Source organism: Shinella zoogloeoides, assembly GCF_022682305.1.
GTDB classification, from domain to species: Bacteria; Pseudomonadota; Alphaproteobacteria; order Rhizobiales; family Rhizobiaceae; genus Shinella; species Shinella zoogloeoides_B.
On the sequence record NZ_CP093529.1, the window covers coordinates 236,432 to 258,928 of the forward strand.

The 22,497-nt window shown below is 65.8% G+C and carries 22 protein-coding genes; 8 read left to right on the forward strand and 14 right to left on the reverse strand.

Features of this window, described 5'->3' with window-relative positions:
• Window positions 1-157: 157 nt before the first annotated feature.
• The 6 genes from MOE34_RS22585 to MOE34_RS22610 form a co-directional block, all read right to left on the reverse strand.
• A complete protein-coding gene (locus MOE34_RS22585; protein WP_242224283.1) occupies window positions 158-1,342 on the reverse strand; it encodes an alpha/beta hydrolase in 1,185 nt (394 codons plus the stop codon).
• A 196-nt stretch (window positions 1,343-1,538) separates the two neighbouring features.
• A complete protein-coding gene (locus MOE34_RS22590; RefSeq protein ID WP_242224284.1) occupies window positions 1,539-1,880 on the reverse strand; it encodes an SH3 domain-containing protein in 342 nt (113 codons plus the stop codon).
• 140 nt (window positions 1,881-2,020) lie between these two features.
• Entirely contained in the window at window positions 2,021-2,806 is a 786-nt protein-coding gene (locus MOE34_RS22595; RefSeq protein WP_242224285.1) for an alpha/beta fold hydrolase, read from the reverse strand.
• The gene (locus MOE34_RS22600) at window positions 2,799-3,836 is read right to left on the reverse strand and encodes an AI-2E family transporter (protein ID WP_242224286.1); all 1,038 of its coding nucleotides are present in this window, start codon (window positions 3,834-3,836) and stop codon (window positions 2,799-2,801) included. The genes MOE34_RS22595 and MOE34_RS22600 overlap by 8 nt, the downstream gene beginning before the upstream one ends.
• Window positions 3,837-4,013: 177 nt before the next feature.
• Window positions 4,014-4,511 (reverse strand): DUF1269 domain-containing protein, encoded by a 498-nt coding sequence (locus MOE34_RS22605; protein ID WP_242224287.1) that lies wholly within the window; start codon window positions 4,509-4,511, stop codon window positions 4,014-4,016.
• A gap of 145 nt (window positions 4,512-4,656) precedes the next feature.
• Window positions 4,657-5,154, reverse strand: a complete 498-nt coding sequence (locus MOE34_RS22610; protein WP_242224289.1) for an HdeD family acid-resistance protein — start codon at window positions 5,152-5,154, stop codon at window positions 4,657-4,659.
• 249 nt (window positions 5,155-5,403) lie between these two features.
• Between MOE34_RS22610 and MOE34_RS22615 the strand changes: the two genes are divergently transcribed.
• Window positions 5,404-5,787 carry a YgiW/YdeI family stress tolerance OB fold protein gene (locus tag MOE34_RS22615; protein WP_242224291.1) on the forward strand — a complete coding sequence of 128 codons (384 nt, stop codon included), beginning with the start codon at window positions 5,404-5,406 and terminating at the stop codon, window positions 5,785-5,787.
• Between the two features lie 10 nt (window positions 5,788-5,797).
• Here MOE34_RS22615 and nikR read toward each other — a convergent pair whose 3' ends face one another.
• A complete protein-coding gene (gene nikR / locus MOE34_RS22620; protein ID WP_242224293.1) occupies window positions 5,798-6,208 on the reverse strand; it encodes a nickel-responsive transcriptional regulator NikR in 411 nt (136 codons plus the stop codon).
• A gap of 274 nt (window positions 6,209-6,482) precedes the next feature.
• On the opposite strand from nikR, the gene MOE34_RS22625 reads away from it, so the two are divergent.
• From MOE34_RS22625 to MOE34_RS22645, 5 genes are read left to right on the forward strand one after another with little or no spacing between them, the layout of a single operon-like run.
• On the forward strand, window positions 6,483-8,057 hold the full coding sequence (locus tag MOE34_RS22625) for an ABC transporter substrate-binding protein (protein ID WP_242224294.1): 1,575 nt from the start codon (window positions 6,483-6,485) through the stop codon (window positions 8,055-8,057).
• Between the two features lie 9 nt (window positions 8,058-8,066).
• Complete coding sequence (locus tag MOE34_RS22630; RefSeq protein WP_242224296.1) at window positions 8,067-9,071, forward strand: ABC transporter permease; 1,005 nt, start codon at window positions 8,067-8,069, stop codon at window positions 9,069-9,071.
• The gene (locus MOE34_RS22635; RefSeq protein WP_242224299.1) at window positions 9,068-9,922 is read left to right on the forward strand and encodes an ABC transporter permease; all 855 of its coding nucleotides are present in this window, start codon (window positions 9,068-9,070) and stop codon (window positions 9,920-9,922) included. Before MOE34_RS22630 ends, MOE34_RS22635 begins: the two co-directional genes overlap by 4 nt.
• Window positions 9,919-10,722 carry an ATP-binding cassette domain-containing protein gene (locus MOE34_RS22640; protein WP_242224301.1) on the forward strand — a complete coding sequence of 268 codons (804 nt, stop codon included), beginning with the start codon at window positions 9,919-9,921 and terminating at the stop codon, window positions 10,720-10,722. Before MOE34_RS22635 ends, MOE34_RS22640 begins: the two co-directional genes overlap by 4 nt.
• Window positions 10,712-11,305 carry an ABC transporter ATP-binding protein gene (locus tag MOE34_RS22645; protein ID WP_242224303.1) on the forward strand — a complete coding sequence of 198 codons (594 nt, stop codon included), beginning with the start codon at window positions 10,712-10,714 and terminating at the stop codon, window positions 11,303-11,305. The genes MOE34_RS22640 and MOE34_RS22645 overlap by 11 nt, the downstream gene beginning before the upstream one ends.
• A 26-nt stretch (window positions 11,306-11,331) precedes the next feature.
• Here MOE34_RS22645 and MOE34_RS22650 read toward each other — a convergent pair whose 3' ends face one another.
• The gene (locus tag MOE34_RS22650) at window positions 11,332-12,036 is read right to left on the reverse strand and encodes a VIT1/CCC1 transporter family protein (RefSeq protein WP_242224305.1); all 705 of its coding nucleotides are present in this window, start codon (window positions 12,034-12,036) and stop codon (window positions 11,332-11,334) included.
• Window positions 12,037-12,437: 401 nt separating this feature from the next.
• Between MOE34_RS22650 and MOE34_RS22655 the strand changes: the two genes are divergently transcribed.
• A complete protein-coding gene (locus tag MOE34_RS22655; protein ID WP_242224306.1) occupies window positions 12,438-13,538 on the forward strand; it encodes an efflux RND transporter periplasmic adaptor subunit in 1,101 nt (366 codons plus the stop codon).
• The gene (locus MOE34_RS22660) at window positions 13,535-16,627 is read left to right on the forward strand and encodes an efflux RND transporter permease subunit (RefSeq protein ID WP_242224307.1); all 3,093 of its coding nucleotides are present in this window, start codon (window positions 13,535-13,537) and stop codon (window positions 16,625-16,627) included. Before MOE34_RS22655 ends, MOE34_RS22660 begins: the two co-directional genes overlap by 4 nt.
• 326 nt (window positions 16,628-16,953) lie before the next feature.
• Here the strand turns inward: MOE34_RS22660 and MOE34_RS22665 are convergent, their stop codons facing one another.
• The 6 genes from MOE34_RS22665 to MOE34_RS22690 form a co-directional block, all read right to left on the reverse strand.
• Window positions 16,954-17,775: a carbohydrate ABC transporter permease gene (locus MOE34_RS22665; RefSeq protein WP_242224310.1), complete on the reverse strand. Its 822-nt coding sequence runs from the start codon at window positions 17,773-17,775 to the stop codon at window positions 16,954-16,956.
• A complete protein-coding gene (locus tag MOE34_RS22670) occupies window positions 17,772-18,659 on the reverse strand; it encodes a carbohydrate ABC transporter permease (RefSeq protein ID WP_242224312.1) in 888 nt (295 codons plus the stop codon). Before MOE34_RS22670 ends, MOE34_RS22665 begins: the two co-directional genes overlap by 4 nt.
• Window positions 18,660-18,729: 70 nt before the next feature.
• Complete coding sequence (locus MOE34_RS22675; protein WP_242224314.1) at window positions 18,730-20,058, reverse strand: extracellular solute-binding protein; 1,329 nt, start codon at window positions 20,056-20,058, stop codon at window positions 18,730-18,732.
• A gap of 18 nt (window positions 20,059-20,076) precedes the next feature.
• The gene (locus MOE34_RS22680; protein WP_242224316.1) at window positions 20,077-20,931 is read right to left on the reverse strand and encodes an ROK family protein; all 855 of its coding nucleotides are present in this window, start codon (window positions 20,929-20,931) and stop codon (window positions 20,077-20,079) included.
• A gap of 5 nt (window positions 20,932-20,936) precedes the next feature.
• Window positions 20,937-21,623, reverse strand: a complete 687-nt coding sequence (locus MOE34_RS22685) for an N-acetylmannosamine-6-phosphate 2-epimerase (RefSeq protein ID WP_242224318.1) — start codon at window positions 21,621-21,623, stop codon at window positions 20,937-20,939.
• 69 nt (window positions 21,624-21,692) lie between these two features.
• Window positions 21,693-22,439, reverse strand: coding sequence for a GntR family transcriptional regulator (locus tag MOE34_RS22690; RefSeq protein ID WP_242224320.1), 747 nt, complete (start codon window positions 22,437-22,439; stop codon window positions 21,693-21,695).
• Between the last annotated feature and the right edge of the window lie 58 nt (window positions 22,440-22,497).

The window sequence follows — 22,497 nt, forward strand, 5'->3', positions numbered from 1 at the left end:
AGCCAATCCTCGAATATATTCCGTTAGAATCCAAGCGCGCGAAGCAAGTCCATAGCACTAAAGCATTTTCAGGCGATACTATTCAAGTGGGCGCGATGTGGTGCTCTTAGCGTGCCTTGCCGGACGGCCGCCGCCGGGACGGTCCGGCTGCGGACCTTCACCGACCCGTCTCGTTTCCTGTGAAGCGCCGTCCGTCCGGCAGGAAGACCGTCAGCGGAAGCGCGATCGCGCTCGAGGCGACAGCCTCGGCGAAGTCGATCGGCGCGGCCTGTGTCTGGCCGGTGACGAGGGCGTTGTGCGAGATCCGGTTGTTCTCGACGAGCCTCGTCATCGTCTCGGACTGGGCGAAGACGGTGTGGCCGCCGCCGTCCACCTTCGAGACGTCGATCACCGTGATGCCGCTGCGTTGCAGGAGGGCGATATCGTCGACGTTGCCGACGCGCGGGTGCCCGCCGGCCAGGAAACGCGAAAGGCCGATTGCCCGGTCGCGCTGCGAGATCAGGATCGTGAAGGGCGAGGGCAGGGTGCCGATATCGTGGACCTGACCCTTGAAAACATCGACGTCGATATCCGGCGCGGCCAGGACGACGCCGCCGAAGCGCTTGAAATAGCGGGACTTTCCACGAAGCGCGAGTGTCCGCAGCGCCTCCATCGCCACGAAGGCGCCCATCGAATGGGCGACGAGGACGATGTCCTTCGCCTTTGTCTGCGCGGCTAGCTCGATCGTGTCGGCCAGTCCGTCCCGGGCGAAGATCGCGCTGTCGCGGTCGAACACGTAGAGCGGCAGCGAGCCGGCCGAGGGCCAGGCGTAGTGCAGCGGCACGGACTGGATGTCGAAGTCGGACACGATCTGCGCCGCCCGGAAAAGGCTCTCGGAGATGTTGTTGTTGTAGCCGTGGACGAAGATGAAGATTTCCCGGTCCTGCGGCGGAAGCCGTTCCAGGGTGGCATTGATCTGCGCGATGATCTGCGCGCGGCTGTCGATGTCGTGATAGACGGCGGTGAACCGGCGCTTGGGATCGTTTCCGCCGACGGGGACCTGGCCCAGTGCGCGATTGGCAGGGGCGCTGACGTCGAAACGAGCGAAGCTGAGCGCAAGCGAACGGTCGGCGGTGAATGGACCGCCTGCCGCGTCCGTTCTCTTCCGGTTCGTCGACAGGAAGATCGGTGTGGTCTCGTCCCTGTCCTGCACCGTGCCGGCGGCGTAGAGGCCCGTGGGCGCGCGCTGCATCGAGCAGGCGTTCAAGGTGAGGATGGCGCACAGGGCGAGCAGGAACGCCCCGCCTTTGCGGGGCCTGCGTTCGTCACGAATCGCGAGGCCGTTCGGATAGGAAGGCGTCATTGCGGCTCTTCGCGATACGGGGTTGTGTTGAAAACGGCGCTTCTGCCGGTGCCGGCACGTACAATCTCAGTTCTTCCGGCAAAGTCCCGGTCTCCGGCCGTCATAAGGTTCCCCGTTCATGGCGCTCCGAAGGCGACGCGGCGGAAAGCCGCCGCGTCGCTCCAGCGCTTTTCTAGATAGTCCTGGTGTCTGCGTCTCAGCGGACGCAGACGTGTCCGCGCGCACCGAAGAAGCAGACGGTGCCGCGACCCGGGCGATGGTGACCGCCGCCGACGCGGTCGAGGAAGCGGGAGTTGATCCAGCCGGTGCGGCCGCGGCGCGGCTGCACATGGCACCAGCGGAGCGAACGGTCGCAACGGTTCACGCGCACGCGCTCGCGGGAATGCACGGTGCCGACGACCCGGTAGTTATGGCTCGGCCCGGAGCGAAGCTGGGTCGTTCTGGTGACGACCGCGGATGCGGCCTGGGCTTCAGCCACGCCAGAGAGCGCCATGGCGCCAAAAACGATCATGACCGAGAACAGTTTCTTCAGGAACATGGATCTCTCCTTCAGTTCGAATTGTACCGGAGCCGGTTGTGGACTCACGGGGCCATGAAGTCAGCGAACGCCGCGCTTGGCAAGGTCATTTTTGGCCCTTCCGCGATTTTCGGAAGGGGAAGCGGCGGGCCTGTCGGCGTCTATTGAAGGGCTTCGCTCAGCGCCGTGGCGGCGGCATACCAGGTCATGCCGTGATCGAACGCGCCCGTTTCGAGGAAGTGCAGCGTTTCCATGACGACAATGGGGTTGAACATCATGAATGTATGCGTCGCGTGCACCACCAGATGGTCGGCAGCGCCCTCCAGCCGGGTGGAGGCGACCGTGACCTTGCCGTCATCCGGTCCGGTGAGGATGGAGGCGTAGATCGGATTGAGGGAGATGTCGCCGGCAATGATGCCGAGGGAGAAGTCGGGCTTCGGCAGCGTTGCTGGCGTCGCGGTCCGGTCCGTTCCCAGTTCCAGTCCGGCGGGGCCGTTGATCCAGTAGAAGGGCTGAAGGTCGCCGAAGACGTCGACGATCTCGGACCCCTGGTTCGGTGGGGCGAGCATCACCACGCGCCCGAGATTTTCCGGGCGATGGCCGGCCAGCCAGTAGCGCACGAGGATGCCGCCCATGGAATGGGTGACGAAATTGACGCGGTGCGGCCCGCATTCGGCAACCGCCGCGCCGACATGGTCGGCAAGCGCGGCGATGGTGTCGGTCGTGGAGGGATAGTCCCTGTTGACGACATGATAGCCCTTGGAGGCCAACAGTTTCTCGACCAGCCAGAGCGAGCCGCTACCGCGCGCAAGCCCGTGCATGAGGACCGCGCATTCGCCCGCGTCCTGCTGCGCCCTTACAGGCGGGGACGGCAGCAGACAGGCAAGCACGAGAAGGAGGCGGAGCGCCGGAAACGGCGTGTGGCTCCGCCTCCGGCCGTCACGCATCCGCGGTCTCGGCCGGCTTGTTCGCCAGGATCGCCGCAAGCCAGCGCGCTGCGGGCGAGCCTTCGCAATAGGTGACGAATGCGATGAGTATCGGCACGCCGAGGAAGGCGCCCGCCATGCCCCACATGAAGCTCCAGAAGAATACGGCGAAGATCACCGCGAGCGGGGAGAGCGACAGCGATGCGCCGGCCAGCCGCGGCTCCAGATAGCTGCCGATGATGAACTGGATGATGTTCAGGCTGGCGAAGATGACGAGGACCATTTCCCAGGACCCGAAATGGGCGACCGCGAAGATCGTCGGCAGGAAGGTGGCCACGAAGGGGCCGATGAACGGAATATAGTTGAGGGCGAAGGCGATGGCGCCCCAGGCCGAGGCCAGTTCCAGCCCCATGCCCAGCGTGAAGACCCAGACGAAGAAGCCGGTCAGCAGGCTGGCGACGGTGCGCACGATCATGAAGCGCCGCAGCTTGACGGCGATGGTGCTGTTGGCGGCGAGGATACGGCTGCCGTAGGGCTGGGCTTCCGGCGCGGCGAGGCGCGCGCCGAATTCCTCGACCTCGAGAAGCCCGAGCATGACGAAGATCAGCACGAGGACCGTGAAGCCCGCGAAGCTGTTCAGCCGGCCGGCCGTGCTCTGCATGACGCCGACGAGCCAGCGCACGTCGAACCGGTCCGACAGGGTCCCCATGACGGGAATGCCATGCTGCTCCAGCCAGTCCGCCCAGATCGTATAGACCGCCTGGAGCTGTTCGGCGTTGAGGAACAGCCAGCGGCCGACCTGCGTGAGGCCCCAGGCGACGGCGAAGCCGAGCGCCAGGATGACCGCCATGGTCAGTGAAAGGGTGATGAACAGCGCGACGAGGCGCGGCATCCGGCGCTGCAGGGCGAACTGGCACGGCCACATGAGCGCGATGACGATCAGGGAGAAGAAGAGCGGCGCGAAGATCGACTGCGCAACGTTAAGAAGAGCGAGAACCAGAATTCCGGTGCTGATCGCGCCGAACATGCCCTTGTTGCCAGCGCCAGTCATGCGAGCCTCGAGATTGGGTCTATGCCGAACCTAAAGCATTTCCGGTTCACCGAAAATGCTTTAGGTTTTTGTTTTTACTGCATTATCCGACGTCGAAGCGAGATCGCTTCGACTGGAAACGCTCTAGCCGTGCGGGACCTCTGCCGCGCACGGCCGGAAAGGAATGCGACGGGCCGGTCAGCCGGCAGCCTGCGCCTTGTGCAGCGCATCGCGCAGCACCTGCTCCTTGCTTTCGTCGAGCGAGGTCTGCAGCACCTCGCCGCCGAAGGCCGAGATGTCCTTGAGCACCTTGTCGGCCGTCATGCTGCGCACCAGCACGAAGAGGGCGGCGTGGCCGTCCTGCAGCTTGCCGGCAAGGTCCTTCATGAAGTTGTCGTTGATGCCGACATCCGACAGTGCGCCGCCGATGGCGCCGGAAGCCGCGCCGACGGCAACGCCCAGCAGCGGGTTGAGGAAGATGACGCCGATCAGGAGGCCCCAGAAGCTGCCCGACGTCGCGCCTGCGGCCGTCGTGTTGAACAGCTGGTTGAGCTTGACCTTGCCGCCTTCCGACTTGGTGGCGATGACGGCGTCCCCGATCGTGATCAGATATTCCTTCTGCAGTTCGAAGAGGCGCTGGCGGACTTCTTCCGCCTTGGCTTCGGAGGGGTAAACAATCGCAATCAGGTCAGACATTTCGGTTTCCTCGACTCTGGTTTACACCCGATCACTCGAAGCAAATTTCCACAGGGATTGCAACGTGGAATCGGTGCAGCCCCGAGGACTGCGATAAAGTGCCTTACGATTTCGTTGCCTGCCGGCCCGGGCGCGCGGCCACGGCCTACAACGTCGCCTTGCGGGCCGTGAAGGCGACGAGCGCATAGGAGAGGCCTGCGACGAGCAGGGCTATTCCCGCGATCGTGCCCGGCTCGAACCCGGCCGTGACCGGCAGCTTCACGATGATGGCGATGCCGGCGGCAATGGCGACAAGTCCGGAAATCGCGATCCAGTAGCGGCCCGGCGTGGCGCGCAGCCGGAAGGACAGGCCGATCTGCGCCGCTCCGTGGATAAGCAGGACGATGGCGATGAGGAGCGCAACTGCCAGCGCGCCCTTGAAGGGGCTGACGAGAAGCAGAATGCCGCCGATCAGCTCGACGATGCCCGCCGCCTCCTGCCAGGCGAATCCTTTCCATTCCCGCATCCGCAGGGACTGGACGATCTTGAATATACCGACCACCGTCAGGACCGCGCCGAGCACGACACCGGAGGCGAAGGCGGCGACGGAGGGCAGGAAGATCGAGACCGTGCCGCCGGCGAGCATGAGGACAGAGAGGAGCATGAACCGTTTCCACCCGCCGTTATCGGCGTTCCCGCCCTGTGCCTGACTTACGCTCATCGGTTCCAGCTCCCGCTCAAGATCGGGGCAAGATAAACGCGATCGCCGATTTGCCGTCAAGCGCGGGGCAGGCGGGCGATTCCGGTGGGTCTTTGCCCCTCAATGCATGCAGGCGGTTGAAGTCGCTGCTGCTTTTCCACTAGTCTGCCCTTTCGCCGATGGCAGGCAATGCCGACAGACAGGGAGAATAGGGTGAACTTGAACAGCGCTTCGAACAAGATATCGCGTGCGGCCAGGGCGTCTCTGGCGGCGGCCTGCGTCGCCGTGCTTCTGGCGGGACCCGCCGCCGCCCAGTTCTCCGGCTCGCAGCGCGCCCCCGCCGTCACGACGGTGGAGCAGGTGCGGCACGAGCGGCACGGTGCGGTGGTTTCCCTGCAGGGTTCGCTTACCAAGGAGGTCCGCCGGGCGCAGTACATGTTCAAGGACAAGACCGGTGAGGTGCGCGTGCGCATCCAGCGTGAACTCTGGCGCGGCCGCGAGATTACCGGAAAGACCTTGCTTCGCCTGAAGGGCAGGGTTCAGTCCGACGTGCGCGGCCGCTTCGTGTATGTCGATTCGGTGCAGGTCCTAAAATAGGACCTGTCCGTCAGGACGCCGGGGCCACCGGCATGATGTGCAGGTGGCCGTATCGCACGGCTCGCTCCGAGATCACGTGTTCCGCGAAGTGCTGCATCTCGCCGGACGATCCCTTCAGGATGCTGACCTCCAGGCAGTTCTTCTCGTCGAGATGGACGTGGAGGCTGGAGACGGTCAGGTCGTGGTGGCTGTGGAATGTGCTGGTCAGCCGTTTCGCCAGTTCGCGGGCCTCGTGGTCGAAGACATAGCTCAGCACGCCGATGGCGCTGCCGAGCGAGCCGCTCTCTATGGATGTATGCTTCAGCCCGGCGCGCGCGAGATCGCGGATGGCTTCGGAACGGTTCTGGTAGCCGCGCGCCTTGATCATCTCGTCGAGCGCTTCCATCAGGTCGTCGTCGAGGGTGACGGTCACTCTTTGCATGGGAGAATCCTGCGCATGGGCCAATCCTTATGGACGTCGCCCGCATCTGCGGCGGCGCCTCTCGAAGGCCTGTGATACCCCATGGAGGAGCAAGCTCCAACAGCTTTCGGTGTCCCCGATCGGGACGCGGCCGGCCGTTTCCCCGCTGGAATCGCCTGCGCCGGCGCGGATAATGCGTTCCGGGCCAGGCAGTAAGCAATTTCTCCATAGACATCATACGCCGTCGTTTCTATTGTTCGCGAGGCATGGCATTCGATCGAGGGGATTGCAGGGTATGGCAACAAGGAAATTGACGGTTCTCGCTGCGGTTTCGGTCCTTTCGCTGCTGGCCGCGCCGGTGCTGGCGGCGGAGAAGTCCGAGCTGGTCCTGGCGATCGGCGGGGAGCCGGATACGGGCTACGATCCCCTGCTCGGCTGGGGACGCTATGGCCATCCCCTGTTCCAGTCCACCCTGCTCAGCCGCGACGCCGACCTCGTCACGCAGCCGGACCTTGCGACCGCATGGACGCTCTCCGACGACAAGCTGACCTGGACGATCACCATCCGCGACGGCGTGGCCTTTTCCGACGGCACGCCGCTGACCGCGAAGGATGTCGCCTTCACCTTCACCAGGGCCGCGACGGCGGGCGGCGCGCTCGACCTCACGGCCATGGTCTCGGCCGAGGCGACGGATGACCGGACGGTGGTGATCCGGCTCAAGCAGCCGTGGATCACCTTCTCGGAGAACTTCTATTCGCTGGGCATCGTGCCGGCGGCGACATACGGCGCGGACTATGCCCGCGAACCGATCGGCTCCGGTCCGTACCGGCTGGTATCGTGGAAGCAGGGCGAACAGCTCATCGTCGAGGCCAATCCGAATTATTACGGCCGCAAGTCACCCTTCAGCCGTCTGACGTTCCTGTTCACCGGCGAGGACACCAGCCTGGCCGCCGCCGGGGCGGGGCAGGTGGACATGGTCTCCGTGCCGGTGACGCTCGCCGATGCGGTGCCCGCGGGCTTCAACGCCGTGGTGGTCGATACCGTCGATAACCGGGGCATCCATTTCCCGATGACGCCGGACGAGGGCAGGAAGGACGCGAAGGGCAACGCCGTCGGCAACAGCGTGACGGCCGACCTTGCCATCCGCCGGGCGATCAACCTCGGCGTCGACCGCCAGAAGATCGTGGACACGGTTCTCCTGGGACACGGCACGCCGGCCTATGGCCCGGCGGACGGTCTGCCCTGGTCCAATCCGCAGGCGGCCGTGACATACGACCTCGACGCCGCCAAGCGCCTGCTGGACGAGGCGGGCTGGGTGCCCGGCGCGGACGGCATTCGCGAGAAGAACGGCCTGCGCGCCGCCTTCCCCATCAATTATCCCGCGTCCGATTCCACCCGTCAGGCCATCTCGGTCGTGCTCGCCGACCTCCTGAAGCCGCTCGGCATCGAGGCGAAGCCGACCGGCGCAACCTGGGAGGCCATCGAGCGGGTCATGCATTCGCAGCCGGTCGCATTCGGCTGGGGTAGCCATAGCCCGCTCGAAGTCTATAGCCTCTATCAGAGCGGCTGGGGCGGCGTGGACTATTACAATCCCGGCTTCTTCTCCAATGCCGCCGTCGACGGGCATTTCGAGGCGGCGCAGCACGCCGCGAGCCTGGAGGCGTCCTATCCCGAATGGCAGAAGGCCGAATGGGACGGCACGACCGGCTTCAGCGCGAAGGGCGAGGCCGGCTGGGCCTGGCTGGTCAATCTCGATCACGTCTATTTCGTCAACAAGTGCCTGGATGTGGGCAAGACCCAGATCGAGCCGCACGGCCATGGCTGGCCGATCACGGCCGGCATCCAGAACTGGACCTGGACCTGCGACTGAGGAACGCCAATGGGATCCTGGAAGGCTTTCGTTCTCGTCCGCTTTGCCCGCCTGGCGCTGGTGCTGGCGGGCGTGGCGGTCGTCGCCTTCCTCCTGGCGAAGCTCTCGCCGGTCGATCCCATCGATGCCTATCTCGGGCCGGATATTGCGCGCGTCGGCCCCGAGCAGCGCGCGCTGATCGCCGCGAAATGGGGACTGGACCAGCCGGCGGGCGTCCAGTTCATGAAGTGGTTCTCCAGTATCCTGTCGGGGGACCTCGGATGGAGTGTCACCTATAACGCCTCCGTCGCCGATGTGATCGCGGACCGCTTCCGCTCCTCCATCGTCTTGATGGGGCTGGCATGGGTCTTTTCCGGGATCATCGGCTTTTCGCTCGGCATATGGGCCGGCGGCAATCCCGGTAGCTGGAGCGACCGCATCATCCGGCTCTACGCCTATGTCCTGGCGGCGACGCCGACATTCTGGATCGCGATCCTGCTGCTGATCGTCTTTTCCGTGGGGCTGCGCTGGACGCCCGTCTGCTGCGCCGCGCCCATCGGCGTGCTGCCGCAGGACGTCACGCTGCTGCAGCGCCTGCACCATCTCCTGCTGCCCCTCGTCGCGCTGTCGATCCTCGGCGTCGCGCAGATCGCGCTGCATACCCGCGCCAAGATGACCGAGATCATGCAGTCCGACTTCGTGCTCTATGCCCGCGCGCAGGGCGGCACGACGCTCGATATCGTCCTGCGCCATGGCGTGCGGAATGCGGCGCTGCCGGCGATCACCGTTCTCTTCGCCTCGCTGGGTGAGTTGTTCGGCGGCTCGATCCTCGCGGAGACCGTCTTCTCCTATCCGGGGCTGGGCAGCGCCACCATCGAGGCTGGCATTCGCGGCGACGTACCGCTGCTTCTCGCCATTACCCTCCTGACGACATTGTTCGTCTCGGTCGGCAATACCATCGCGGATGTCCTCTACCGTGTGGCGGACCCGCGGATTTCATCGGCGCGTGAGCGCTGGCAGGGAGTTTCGGAATGACGGTCGTCTTCGAAAAACCCACGGAAGCACCGTCGCTGGGCCGGGCAAGCCCCGCCCTCGTCGCAACGGGGATCGCGGCGCTGCTTCTCGCGGCGATCCTGCTTGCGGCCTGGCTCACCGGCGCGTCGGGCCTGACGAACGATTTTCAGGCGCGGCTTCAGTCGCCCTCCTGGCAGCATCTCTTCGGTACGGACATGTTCGGGCGCGACGTGCTGGCAAGGACCATCAAGGGGCTGGCGCTCAGTTTCCGCGTCGGCTTCCTGGCGGCAGGCATATCGGTCGTCATCGCCACCGGCCTTGCCGTCCTCGCGGCCAGCGGCTCGCGGCTGGCCGACAGCGTGGTGTCGCTGCTCGTCGACATGACGATGGGGCTGCCGCATCTCGTCCTGCTGATCCTGATCTCCTTCGCGCTCGGCGGCGGCACGGGCGCCGTCGTCATCGCCGTCGCGGTGACGCACTGGCCGCGGCTCACCCGCATCCTGCGCGCGGAAATCCTGCAATTGCGCGATGCCGACTATGTGGTCGCCTCCCGCAATTTCGGCAAGTCGCGCTGGTTCATCGCCCGGCACCATATCCTGCCGCATCTGGTTCCCCAGATGATCGTCGGTTTCGTCCTGCTCTTCCCGCACGCCATCCTGCACGAGGCGGGGCTGACATTCCTCGGTTTCGGCCTGGAACCCGGGAAGCCCGCCATCGGCATCCTGCTGTCCGAATCGATGCGCTACCTGATGGCCGGCAAGTGGTGGCTCGGCCTGTTTCCGGGCCTTGCGCTGCTGGTGGCGGTCCTCTGCTTCGATATCATCGGCAACGGCCTGCGCGCGCTGACGGACCCGCGGGGAGGCCGCGCATGAGCCTGCTGGAGATCGAGAGGCTGACAGTTTCGTTCCATCGCCGCGATGGGCTGATGCGGCGGGTCACCGTCGATTGCGTCAGCGATATCTCCCTTTCCGTCGCGCGCGGCGAGGTGCTGGCCCTGTTCGGCGCGTCCGGCGCGGGCAAGAGCCTGCTCGCCCATGCCGTCATGGGCCTGTTGCCGGAAAACGCCCCTGTTGGCGGTCTCATGCGCTTCGACGGGCGTATCCTGGACCGGCGGGCTCAGATGGCGCTGCGCGGCAATCGCATTGCGCTCGTCCCGCAATCGGTCGGCTATCTCGATCCGCTCGCCACGGTCGGCCAGCAGCTGCGCTGGGCCGCCCGGCGCGCGCGCCAGCCGATGACCTTGGCGGGGGCGGCGGAAGGGGCGCTGTCGCGCTTCGACCTGGCCCCCGCCGTCGCCCGCGCCTTTCCGCACATGCTGTCGGGCGGCATGGCGCGACGCGTCATGCTGGCGATGACGACCGCCTCAGGCGCGGACCTCGTCATCGCCGATGAGCCCAGCAACGGCCTCGACGCCGAGAACACTGCCCGGGTCTTCCGTTGCCTCAAGTCCTTCGCCGAGGCGGGAAAGGCCGTTATCGTCATCTCGCACGACCTTCCGGCGGCGCTGAAGGTCGCGGACCGTGTGGTCATCCTGCGTGACGGGCGGGTTGCCGCGCAAGAGCGGGCCGACGCCTTCGCTGGCGGCGGCGAGGCGCTGTCGGCTACCTATGCGCGCGCGATCTGGAGCGCGCTGCCGCAGAACGGTTTTGCACGAGCGCACCATGAGGCTTGAAGCGGCGGGGGTCGGGTTCGGTTTTGCCGGCGGAGCGCCTGTCCTGGACGGCGTCGATCTTGCGGTCGACAGCGGCCGGATCGTTGGGCTGACGGGCAAATCGGGACGCGGCAAGTCGACGCTCGGGAGAATTCTCGCCCGGCATCTCCTGCCGACGAAGGGCAGGGTGCTGATCGACGGCGCCGCGCTGCCGGTCGCGGGCTTCAATCCTGTCCAACTGGTGCACCAGACGGCGATCTTCGCCGTCAATCCGCGATGGAAGGTAGGACGGATCGTCTCGGAAGCCTCTCCACCCGACGAAACCCTGATGCAGGCGCTCGGCGTGAGGCGCTCGTGGCTCGATCGCTACCCGCACGAGCTTTCCGGCGGCGAGTTGCAGCGCGTGGCGCTGCTGCGCTCTCTGGCGCCAGCCACTCGCTTCCTGGTCGCCGATGAGATCACCTCCATGCTCGATCCCATCGCGCAGCGCGAAATCTGGCACGCCCTGATCGATGTCTGCAGGCATCGGGATATCGGTGTCCTGGCGATCAGTCACGATCTCGCGCTCCTCGACAAGGTGGCGAGCCGCACGGTCACGCTGTAGGGCGGCCATACGCTCCTTTTCGCCGTTCAGAAGACGAGCCTGCCGGCGATATAGCTGACGCCGATGGTGCCGATACCGATGGCGAGGGTGCGCACGAGCGTCGTCGTGACATTGAGGTGGCCGGCCCTTGCCCCGATGATCGACGTCACGGTGAGCGACGCCGCCACGGCGGCGAGGATCACGCCCGCCTCCAGCCGGACAGGCACGGCCACGGTGATGGAGAGGGGGATGGCCGCGCCCAGCGCATAGGCTGCGGCCGATGCCAGGCTCGCCCGCGCGACGTCAAGGCGCGACATGACCTCGACGATGCCATGGTCGCTCTCCAGCTTCGCCTTCAGCGGTGAGCGCCGCATCAGTTCCTTCGCGACCTCGCGGGCAAGGCCGGGGCTCAGGCCCTTCTCCTCGTAATAGGCGGCAAGCTCGGCCAGTTCGGTTTCCGGCTGCTGCCGGATCTCGGCCCTTTCCTCCGCCACGGCGGCGAGTTGGACCTCGCGCTCCGTCACCGCCTCGACCCATTTCGCGCTGGCGGCCGTGATCATGCCCGCGATCGTCGCCACGGTCGCCGCCGTCACCAGTGTCGCGTCGTTCGCGCCCGCCCCGGCGAAACCTTCGAGCATGCCGGCGGTTGCGATGATCCCGTCATTGGCCACCAATGTGGCATTCCGGCTCGCTGCGGGGTCCGTCAGGGCGGACATCGCCCTCCTGAACAGCGCGTCGATGGATCGTGGCATGCGGGTCTTCCCGGTGTCGATTGATGGAGGCGGTCGTCGTGGCGACGGCGAAGAACGGCCATGGCCGACAACCTCCGCTTTCTTATCGGGAAATATTTCCGGAGAAGAAAGCGAATTCGTCTGGCAGGCGGGAAGGCGCGTTGCGCGTATACATCGACGACCCCGCATCCCCCTTGGAATCTATAGGGAAATACGCGCCGACTCCTAGTTGAGCATATTGCCAAAGAGCGCAAGAAATGGCACCAGTCGAACTGGCGAATTGTCGCCAGCAGCGCCAGTGGGCGCGGTCGCAAGGTGGACGATCTCCGTTCGCTTGCGGTCGTCCGGTCCGGCGTTCGCGTTTCAAACACGAGCGGGGCGGATCGTCGTGCTGGCTCTGGTGTGATCGAAGAGGGGTCGCTATGCCGTTGCATTTCCGGAAAAGCAAGCACAAGGCGATCGTCTTTGCCGCGATGTTGGCATCCGCCGCGCTCGCGGGCTGCCAGGGTGGCGAGGAGGCCGAGGAGCTGCCGCCGCGTCCGGTAAAGGCCCAGGCCGTCTCCTTCAATGCGGAGGATACGTTCGGCTCCCTCGTCGGCGAGATCCAGCCGCGCGTCGAGACCAGCTTCGGCTTCCGTCAGGGCGGCGAGATCCGGGAACGCGACGTGGATGTCGGCGATCTGGTCGATGTCGGCACGGTCATCGCCCGCCTCGATCCCGAGGACGCGCAGGATGCGCTGCGCAAGGCCGAAGCGAACCTCTTCTCGGCGCAATCCTCCCTCGAGAACGCAGTGACTGAGCGTAACCGCGCCCAGCAGCTTTATCCCCGCACGACGACGCGTCAGCAGTTGGACGCCGCCATCGCGCGGGCGGACATCGCCCAGGCCGGCGTGGACGCCGCGCAGGCGGCGCTGCGCATCGCCCAGACCAATCTCGACAACCGCGTCCTCAAGGCCAATGCGGCCGGCATCGTGACGGCCATCGGCGGCGAGGTCGGCCAGGTGGTCGGCGGTGGCCAGATGGTCGTGCGCGTGGCCCAGCTCGGCCCGCGCGACGCGGTCTTCCAGGTGCCCGAGGCGACGATCCAGGCCACAGGCGGCCAGGCGAACGTCAATGTGCAGCTTTTGAGCAATGCCGAGATCAAGGCGGCGGGAACGGTGCGCGAGATTTCGCCGACCGCCAACCCGGTCACCCGTAATTTCACCGTTCGCGTCGGCCTCGACAATGCGCCGGAAGCCTTCCGTTTCGGCAGCGCCGTGCGAGGCACCATCCAGATTGGCGGCGTGCCCGCCGCCCGCCTGCCGATGACCGCGCTTTTCAACCAGAACAACCAGCCCGCCGTGTGGATCGTCGACCCGGCGGACAGCACGACCAAGCTCGTGCCTGTGGAAGTGCACCGTTTCGACGCGCAGGACTTCCTCGTGACCAAGGGACTGTCTAGCGGCGATCAGGTGGTGATCGCCGGCGTTCAGCAACTGCGTCCCGGCATGCCGGTTCGGCTGCTTGAAGGAAGCGCGCAATGAACGCAGGCTTCAATCTTTCGGAATGGGCCATCCAGCGGCGCAGCCTGATCCTGTTCCTGGCGGCGCTCAGCGCCATCGGCGGTATCATCGCCTACTTCAATCTCGGCCGTGACGAGGACCCCGAATTCACCTTCAAGACGATGATCGTCTCGGCCGCCTGGCCGGGCGCGACCATCGAGCAGACGACGGACCAGATCACCGACCGCCTGGAGCGGACGCTGGAGGAGGTGCCGAACCTCGATCACCTGCGCAGCCTGACCAGCGCCGGCCAGACGGTTATCTATGTGACGCTCGACGATGCGACGCCACCGGCCGATGTCGGCGAATCCTGGTATCAGGCGCGCAAGAAGGTCGGCGATATCGTCACGACGCTGCCGGCCGGCGTGCGCGGCCCGTTCTTCAACGACGACTTCGGCGATACGTTCGGCATCATCTACGGCTTCACCGCCGACGGCTTCAGCGACCGCGAGGTTCGCGACTGGGCCTATGAGGCGCGCAACCGCCTGCTCAAGCTCGACGATATCGGCAAGGTGCAGTTGATCGGCACGCAGGACGAGACGATCTTCGTCGAGTTCTCGACCGAGCGGCTCGCCAGCCTCGGCCTTAGCGCCTCCACCGTCATCTCCACGATCCAGGCGCAGAACGCCGTCCTCCCCTCCGGTCAATTGACCACCGACCGCGACCGGACGGAACTGCAGGTTTCGGGCAGCCTCGTCAGCGAAAAGGACCTGCGCGAACTGAATATCCCCACCGCGTCCGGCTTCGTTCGCCTCGGCGATATCGCCAGCATCGTGCGCGGTACCGTCGATCCGCCGCAGCCGCGCTACCGCATCAACGGCAAGCCGGGGATCGGACTTGCGATCTCGATGGCGTCCGGCGGCGATATCCTGGAACTCGGCCGGAACATCGACCGCGTCATGGATCGTTTCGAGCATGACCTGCCGATCGGCATCAACCTTACGCGCGTGGCGAGCCAGCCTGCCGTGGTGCAGAACGCGATCCGCGGCTTCACCTCCTCGCTCGGGCAGGCCATCGTGATCGTTCTGGCCGTCAGCTTCGTGGCCCTAGGGGTGCGCGCGGGGCTTGCGGTGGCCGTTTCGATCCCGCTCGTCATGGCGCTGACCTTCCTCTTCATGGACATCACGGGCATCGCCCTGCAGCGCGTCTCGCTCGGCGCGCTGATCATCGCCCTGACGCTGATGATCGATGACACGATGGTGACCGTCGAGATCACCATGGCCAAGCTGGACGAGGGCATGGACCGGATGAAGGCCGCAGCCTTCGCCTATACCTCGACCGCCTTCCCCATGCTGGCCGGAACGCTCGTCACCATCGCCGGCTTCATTCCGGTCGGTTTCGCCCAGAGTTCGTCGGGCGAATATGTCCGCTCGCTGTTCTTCGTCATCGGCTTCTCGCTCATCGTCTCCTGGCTGGTCGCGGTCCTGTTGACCCCGATCGTCGGCCTTGCGGTTCTGAAGGCGGGCGCGACGACCGGGGAGAAAAAGCCGGAAGGCGCGCTTCTGCGCGGCTTCAAGAACGTGCTCTATATCTGCGTGAAGATGCGCGTCGTCGTGATCCTCGCGACCATCGCCATCTTCGCAGCCTCGCTGTTCGGTTCGCAATATATGCGCCGGCAGTTCTTCCCCTCGTCCGACCGACCGGAGCTGCTTCTGTCGCTCACCCTGCCGCAAAGCGCGTCGCAGGATGCGACCAGCGCGCAGGTGGCGCGCGTGGAGGAGATTCTTGCCGGGGATGCGAGCGTCGCCGACTGGAGCTTCTATTCGGGATCGGATCCCATCCGCTTCTACCTGTCGATGGATATCAACCCGCCGGCGCCGTTCCGCGCGCAGGCGGTGGTGCTCGCCAAGAGCGTTGCCGAACGCGACGACCTGCAGATGCGATTGCAGAAGGCGCTCGACGACCAGCTTCCCGAGATCATCGCCCGCGTCGCGCCGCTGGAAATGGGGCCGCCGGTCGGCTGGCCCGTCCAATACCGCGTCAGCGGACCGGACATTCCCGGTGTCCGCGATCTCGCCTGGAAGGTCGCCGACGTCCTCCAGGGTGTGCCGGGAGCGGTCAAGCCGCATCTCGACTGGAACGAGCCGATCCGCAAGGTCGTCATCGACGTCGATCAGGATCGCGCGCGGCTGGTCGGGCTGAATTCCGCGGCCATCACGCAGACGCTCTTCGCCACGGCCACGGGGCTGCCGATCACGCAGGTCCGCGACTCGATCTATCTGGTCAATGTCGTCGCCCGGGCGACGGAGGAGCAGCGCGTCGATATCAATACGCTCCGCTCGCTGCAGATTCCGGTCGGGCCGAACCATACCGTGCCGCTCTCCAGCATCGCGACGGTCGAGTACCAGACGACGCAGCCGCTGATCTGGCGTCGTGACCGCTCGACCACGATCACGGTGCAGGCGGATGCGGCCCCCGGCGTGCTGGCGGCCAATATCGTCGATGCGGCGGAAACCGGGATCAAGGCGCTCGCCGCCGAGAACCCGAACTACAACATCGAGGTCGGCGGAGCGGTCGAAGGGGCCGAGGACGGCCTTGCGGCGGTCGTCGCCATGCTGCCGCTGATGGCGATCATCATCCTCGTCGTGCTGATGTTCCAGTTGCAGAGCGTCCAGCGCCTGCTTCTGGTGATCAGCGTCGTGCCGCTCGGGCTGATCGGCGTCGTGCTGATCATGCTGGTGACGCGCGTGCCGGTCGGCTTCATCGCCGTGCTCGGCATGATCGCGCTGATCGGGATGATCACGCGAAACTCGGTCGTGCTCATCGACCAGATCGACAACCGGATGGAAGAGGAAGGCCGGAGCTGGAATGGCGTCATCGACGTCACCGCGCAGCGTCTGCGCCCCGTCTTCCTGACGGCCGGCTCGACGATCCTCGGCATGGTGCCGATCATCCGCGATCCCTTCTGGTCGCCGCTCGCCTTCACGGTTGTCGGCGGTCTCGTGGTCGCCGCCGCGCTCACGCTGATCTTCCTGCCGGCGCTTTACGTCCTGTGGTTCCGCATTCCGAAGGAACTGGAGGAGAAGCGCGCGCCTGTCGGGAGCGAGGAGCAGAGCCTCAGCCCGGCGTGACGCCAAGGCTGGACGTGATGCAGTAAAAAATATGCCGGAGGCCCGGTGTTCCCGCAGCAATTCGGGAGCGCCGGGCCTTCGGCATTTCGGGATGGGCATCGTGAGGAGCGGCTGGTAACCCCGCGTTTTCAGACGGTTCCGAGCTGCGGTCTTCCCGCTTGATTGTCGTGAGCATGGCTTTCGGTCATTTGCTGAGCACCGCGAGGGGGAAGCGGGAGGCCTGCCGTGGCTGGTAGCCTCTTCCATGTATGGGCGTGTTCGATCACCGTCGGATTGGACGGGAAGCCGGCGAGGTCATGTTCGTTCGCGGCAGGCTGACGCCGTTGTCACCCCTTGACCGCGCCCGCCGTCATGGAGCCGCTGATCTGGCGGTACATGAGAAGGCCGAGCAGCATGGGGGGGAGCGCGCCGACGATCATAACGGCCGAGGCGACGCCCCATTGCACGCCGCCGCCGCTGGCGGCGAAGAAGAACGAGGCGCCGACGGTGATCGGCACGGCCTTGGAGGTCGTCAGCATCAGGCCGAAGAGGAATTCGTTCCAGGCGGTGATGAAGCCGAAGATCACGCCCGTCACGATGGCCGGGCGGCAGAGCGGGGCGATGACCTGCAGGAGGATCTGCGTGCGCGTCGCCCCGTCCATCAGCGCGGCCTCGTCCAGTTCGACCGGCAGGTCGCGGATGGCGTTGACGAGGATGACGAGGGCGAGAGGCAGGTTGACGATGGTGAGGATCAGACCGAGGCCGAGCCGCGTGTCGAGCAGCGAGAGCCACTGGAACATCATGTAGAGCGGGATCGCGAAGATGACGAGCGGCACGGCGCGCAGGTTCACGATGAGCGGCAATAGCGTGCGCTCGCCCACCTTGCCGCGCGCGATGGCATAGGCGGCGGGTAGCGCCAGCGCCACGGCGAGCAGCGTGCCGAGCGCGGCGACGGCAAGGCTGTTGGCGAGATAGAGGAAGATATTCAGCCGGTCCGAGACGGTGAAGACCGTCGCATAGTTCTCCAGCGTCGGCGCCTGCACCCACAGGCCCGGATTGGACGTCACCTCGCGCGCGCTCTTGAAGGAGGTGACCAGCGTCACGAGGATGGGGAAGTTCATCGCGAAGGCCGCGAGGGCGAAGACGATCCAGCGCAGGATATTGATCATCGGGCGGCTCCCTTGCGGCGGGCGGCGATGGCGTTGAGGCCGTAGAGCACGGTGAAGGAGGCGAGGAACAGGAGAACCGAGGCGGCGACCGCCTTGCCGATGGCGCCCTGCTTGAAGAAGGCCTCGTAGATATAGATGGAGAGCGATGCGGTGGACCCGCCGGGGCCGCTGCCGGTCAGCACATAGACATTGTCGAAGACGCGGAAGCCGTCGATGAAGCGGATGAGCAGCGCCACCACGATGGTCGGCGCCATCAGCGGCAGTTCGATATACCAGAGCCGGTGGCGATAGAGCGCGCCGTCCATCTGGGAAGCCTCGATGATCTCGCGGGGGATCGCCTGATAGGCCATGTAGAACAGCAGGAAGGCGAAGGGCGTCCACTGCAGCGTCTCCACGACGATCAGCGTCCAGAAGGCAGAGCCGGGGCCGAGGAAGGAGAGGCTCGCGCCGAACCAGGCCCAGAGATAATAGGGCACGGGGCCGGCGAATTCGTGCAGCACGAGCCGGTACATGAGGCCGACCAGCGCCGGGGCCACCATCAGCGGCAGCATCAGGATCGCCATCAGCCAGCTTCGCTTCTCGATGAGCGGGGCGAGGAAGATGGCGAGGAACAGGCCGAGTGCGCATTCCAGTACGGCCGTCAGCAGGCCGAAGCGCAGAGAGAACCAGCTTGCCTGCCAGAAGGCGGCGTCAGTCCACACTGCGGCGAAATTGCCGAACCCGATGATCTGCGGGCTGCGCAGGGTCTCGAAGCTGACCTCGGAGACGGAATAGACCAGATTGACGATGGCCGGGAAGCCGAGGAAGACGAGCAGGAACACCACCAGCGGGATCGTCAGCAGGCGGAATTCGGATGCGGGGCTGTGCTGCGACTTCGTTGTCATCGGTCGATCCTGGTTCGCACTCCCGGCAAGCGGGAAAGCCGGCGGCGGGAGGCCGCCGCCGGCGAAGGGCTTACTTGAGCAGTTCGCTCATGCCCTTTTCGGTGTTCTTCAGCGCGTCGTCGAGCGACTGCTGGCCGGACCAGTAGCCGGTGAACTCCTTGGCCTGAAGCTCGTAAACCGAGAGCGCCTTGGCCGAGGTGCCGCCGTTCATGACATAGCCGTACTTGCCGGCGAATTCGCCGAGCTTGACGAGGTCCGGCCGCTCGGCGGCGACTTCCTTTACCACCTCGGGCGTCAGCGCCGGCGCGCCGCTGTTACGGGCATAGACCAGTGCGGCCTCCTTGGAGGAGAGCCATGCGATGAAGGCCTTTGCGCCCTCCTTGTTGGCGGCGTTCTTGTTGAGGCCGAAGCCAAGGCCGTGGATATGGGTGAAGCGCCCTTCGGGGCCGGCCGGCGGGGCGATGGTCTCGGTGACCTCGCCGACGGCCGGCGACTTCTCCTTGGACATCAGCTCGGAGGCGGCCGCGTTCCACTGCACCATGGCCGCGACCTGGCCCGAGGCATAGGCGGCGTTCGCCTCGGCGAATTCGTAGGACAGCGAGTCGCGCGGCGTCGCGCCTGCATCATAGAGCATCTTGTAGGTTTCGAGGCCCTTGCGATAGGCGTCGGAATCCACCGTGATCTTACCGCTCTCGTCCATCCAGTTGCCGCCGTAGGCACGCGGCAGGGACTGGAACACCATCATGTTGAACAGCAGGTTCTTGAGCTGGAGCACGGTGCCGTAGCGGGTCGGGCTGTCGGGGTTCACGGCCTGCGTGAAGTAGAGCGCCGTCGCGGCATAGTCGTCCCAGGTCCATTCGTCGGGATTCTTCGGCTCCAGCTTCTTGCCGAGGTGCTTTTCCGAGATCTCGGCATATTTCGCCTTGGCCGCGTCATCCTTCAGCAAGGCGTCGATCAGGTCCTTGCGGTAATACATGAAATGCAGCGAGAGGTCGGTCGGCACGCCGTACTGCTTGCCCTCGTACTGCATGGTGGTGAGGACCTGATCGCCGTAGACGGCCTTCGCCTCGCCCGAAAGCTCGACCGGCTCCATGAAGGGCGCGTAGCGGCCGATGGAATAGGTTGCCAGCAGGTTCACGTCGAAGGCGGTGGAGCCGGCGGCAAGGTCGGCCTGCAGCTTGTCCCAGAAGCCGTCGCGGTTGAAGAACAGCAGCTCGACCTTGTTGTCGTCGGAAACGTCCGCCTTGGCGTTGTAGGTATCGGCGGCGGCGCGAAGGGCCGCCTCTTCCGGGCCGCCCGGCCAGCCGAGCACGGTCACTTTTGCAAAGGCGGGGCCGGCCAGCAGGCTGGCGATCGCGGCGGCGATCAGGCCGCCCCTCTTCATTCTGGCAAAGGTCATGTCTGGTTCTCCCTCATATTAATTCTGACGTCTTGCTAGATCCGCGATCCCCACCACTCCGGCCTTCTCGGCGAGCGCGGCGGGATGAAGCTGCGGGGTGAGCCGTGGCGGCAGGCCGGCGAGGGCCTGACGGACGGATTCGAGATAGCCGGGCGCAAGGCCGATGCCGCCGCCGATGACGATGCGGGCGGGATCGAGCGCAAGCTGGATATTGCCGCAGAGCAGCGCGGTCTCGCGCGCCGAGGCGTTGACGATGGTTGCAGCCCAACCTTCGCCGCCGGCGGCCGCTTCGAAGACGTCGCGGGCGGTGGCGCCCGGCAGGTAGGGCGCGGCCTCGGCGGCGATCCAGTTACCGGAGACCCTGTCCTCAAGCGTGCGGCCCTCTTCGCCAAGGCTGCGGAACTGGCCGAAATGGCCGGCAAGGCCGCCGAGCAGGCGGCCGCCAACGACGATGCCGCCGCCGATGCCAGTGGAGACCGTGAGAAAGACGAGGTCATGGCCCTGGCCTGCCCCGAAGGCATATTCGCCCCAGGCGGCTGCCTGCGCATCGTTGGCGGCAAACACCCGGTCGATGCCGGCAAGCCGTGCGACCGTCGCCACGAGCGGAAAGCGGTCCGGAATATCGAGGGTCCGGCGGTTGAGCGGCGACCAGCAGCCTTCGTCGATGATGCCGCTGACGGCGATGCCTGCCGTATCGTATCGCCCCTTCCAGCCGGCGATGGCGGAAAAGAGGGCGGTAAGCCAGGCTTCCGGATCGCCGTTGCGCGGGGTTGCCATGGTGTGCGCCTCGACCACCGTATCCCCGCGCACGAGCGCGGCGAGCATCTTGGTGCCGCCGATGTCGAGGGCGAGAATGGTGTCGGGGCGGGCCACGGTGCTCAGGCTCCCCGGCCGGCGATGGCGGTGTCGAGCGCCGAGCGGAACCAGGACGTGACATATTCCGGCCGGGTGATGGCCGAGCCGACAACGACCATGGAGGCTCCGGCGATCAGGGCCTGCTGGGCCTGCGCGGGCGTGCGGATGTTGCCCTCGGCCACGACATGCGGCGTGAGGCGGCGCATGGCGGCGACGAGGTCGAGATCGGGTTCGGTCGGCTCGACCGGGCCGGTATAGCCCGCCAATGTGGAGCCGACGACGTCCGCCCCTTCCGATAATGCCTGTTCGGCGTCCGTGAGGATGGAGCAGTCGGCCATGGCGATGCGGCCATGGGCGTGGATGCGCTCGACGAGCGCGCGGGTCGGTGCGGGGCGCAGGCGCTGCGTGGCGTCATAGGCGATGATGTCCGCTCCGGCCCGCGCCAGCGCGTCGATATCCTCGATCCAGGGGGTGATGCGCACGGGGCTGTCGGCAAGGTCACGCTTGACGAGGCCGATGATCGGCCTGTCGGTCGCCGCGCGCACGGCCGCGACGTAGTCCGCCGATTCGATGCGGAGCGCGGCGGCACCTCCATCGAGCGCTGCAAGCGCGAAACCGACGACCATCTCGGCCCGGTCCATGGCGCCGCCCTTCACGGGCTGGCAGGATACGATGAGACCCTTGTCGAGCGTTTTGAAGTCGAGCGGCACCGGCTATCTCCTGTCGTTGGCCGGATGGTAGCAAAACAAGACCAGATGGCAACAGGCTTTAAACTGGTATTATCGCATCAGCTCGATGACGAAGTCGTAGACGTCGCCGCGATATTTGGTCTGGGTGAACTCGACGATCTGCCCGTCTGCAAGGAAGCAGCGGCGCTCCATGATGAGAAGGGAGGCGTCGTCCGGCGCGGCGAGCAGGCGGCGCTCCTCCTCGTTGCCGGGTTTGGCCTGCATGCGCTGGAGCGCGCGCACCGGCAGCGCGCCGGTGGTTTCGAGATATTCGTAGAGCGAATCCCCGATAGCCTGCGGTTCGGGCACGAAGCGCGCGGGAAGCGTCGCCATTTCGATGGCGATCGGCACGCCGTCGGCGGTGCGCAGGCGGTTGAGCCGTACCACCCTCTCGCTGCCGGAAATGCCGAGCGCCATCATCTCCGCCGGGGAAGGCCTTGAAATCTCCCGCGAAATCCAGATGCAGCCGGGGGAAAGCCCGCGCGAGCGCATATCCTCGGAAAAGCTGGTCATCGTGGAAAGCGACTTTTCCAGCCGGGAGGAGACAACCGTCTTCGCACCCTGCCGGCGGTCGAGGAAGCCGTCCGAGACGAGACCGTCGATGGCCTTGCGCACGGTGACGCGGGAAAGGCCGAGCGCCTCGCTCAGCACCCGCTCGCTGGGGATGACGGCGCCGCGCTTGATCCGGGCCGAGGCGAGGGCCTGCTTCAAAGCGTTTTCCAGCCGCCGGTAAAGCGGTTCGGGGCTGGCGGCGGCAAGCTCGCCGGCGAGGAAGTCGAGGATCGGTCGATCGGTCATGGAAGCGCGCCCCTGCGGCGAATCCCCGTCAAAAGTTTTTTCTGATGTTAAACTGGTA

What these genes read in the sequence shown, in the direction of transcription:
- MOE34_RS22675 (WP_242224314.1), bottom strand. Translation starts at nt 20,058, where the DNA reads ATGACCTTTGCCAGAATGAAGAGGGGCGGCCTGATCGCCGCCGCGATC.
- MOE34_RS22595 (WP_242224285.1), bottom strand. Translation starts at nt 2,806, where the DNA reads ATGCGTGACGGCCGGAGGCGGAGCCACACGCCGTTTCCGGCGCTCCGC.
- MOE34_RS22600 (WP_242224286.1), bottom strand. Translation starts at nt 3,836, where the DNA reads ATGACTGGCGCTGGCAACAAGGGCATGTTCGGCGCGATCAGCACCGGA.
- MOE34_RS22660 (WP_242224307.1), top strand. Translation starts at nt 13,535, where the DNA reads ATGAACGCAGGCTTCAATCTTTCGGAATGGGCCATCCAGCGGCGCAGC.
- MOE34_RS22670 (WP_242224312.1), bottom strand. Translation starts at nt 18,659, where the DNA reads ATGACAACGAAGTCGCAGCACAGCCCCGCATCCGAATTCCGCCTGCTG.
- MOE34_RS22590 (WP_242224284.1), bottom strand. Translation starts at nt 1,880, where the DNA reads ATGTTCCTGAAGAAACTGTTCTCGGTCATGATCGTTTTTGGCGCCATG.
- MOE34_RS22640 (WP_242224301.1), top strand. Translation starts at nt 9,919, where the DNA reads ATGAGCCTGCTGGAGATCGAGAGGCTGACAGTTTCGTTCCATCGCCGC.
- MOE34_RS22650 (WP_242224305.1), bottom strand. Translation starts at nt 12,036, where the DNA reads ATGCCACGATCCATCGACGCGCTGTTCAGGAGGGCGATGTCCGCCCTG.
- MOE34_RS22625 (WP_242224294.1), top strand. Translation starts at nt 6,483, where the DNA reads ATGGCAACAAGGAAATTGACGGTTCTCGCTGCGGTTTCGGTCCTTTCG.
- MOE34_RS22605 (WP_242224287.1), bottom strand. Translation starts at nt 4,511, where the DNA reads ATGTCTGACCTGATTGCGATTGTTTACCCCTCCGAAGCCAAGGCGGAA.
- MOE34_RS22585 (WP_242224283.1), bottom strand. Translation starts at nt 1,342, where the DNA reads ATGACGCCTTCCTATCCGAACGGCCTCGCGATTCGTGACGAACGCAGG.
- MOE34_RS22690 (WP_242224320.1), bottom strand. Translation starts at nt 22,439, where the DNA reads ATGACCGATCGACCGATCCTCGACTTCCTCGCCGGCGAGCTTGCCGCC.
- MOE34_RS22665 (WP_242224310.1), bottom strand. Translation starts at nt 17,775, where the DNA reads ATGATCAATATCCTGCGCTGGATCGTCTTCGCCCTCGCGGCCTTCGCG.
- MOE34_RS22635 (WP_242224299.1), top strand. Translation starts at nt 9,068, where the DNA reads ATGACGGTCGTCTTCGAAAAACCCACGGAAGCACCGTCGCTGGGCCGG.
- MOE34_RS22610 (WP_242224289.1), bottom strand. Translation starts at nt 5,154, where the DNA reads ATGCTCCTCTCTGTCCTCATGCTCGCCGGCGGCACGGTCTCGATCTTC.
- nikR (WP_242224293.1), bottom strand. Translation starts at nt 6,208, where the DNA reads ATGCAAAGAGTGACCGTCACCCTCGACGACGACCTGATGGAAGCGCTC.
- MOE34_RS22630 (WP_242224296.1), top strand. Translation starts at nt 8,067, where the DNA reads ATGGGATCCTGGAAGGCTTTCGTTCTCGTCCGCTTTGCCCGCCTGGCG.
- MOE34_RS22655 (WP_242224306.1), top strand. Translation starts at nt 12,438, where the DNA reads ATGCCGTTGCATTTCCGGAAAAGCAAGCACAAGGCGATCGTCTTTGCC.
- MOE34_RS22645 (WP_242224303.1), top strand. Translation starts at nt 10,712, where the DNA reads ATGAGGCTTGAAGCGGCGGGGGTCGGGTTCGGTTTTGCCGGCGGAGCG.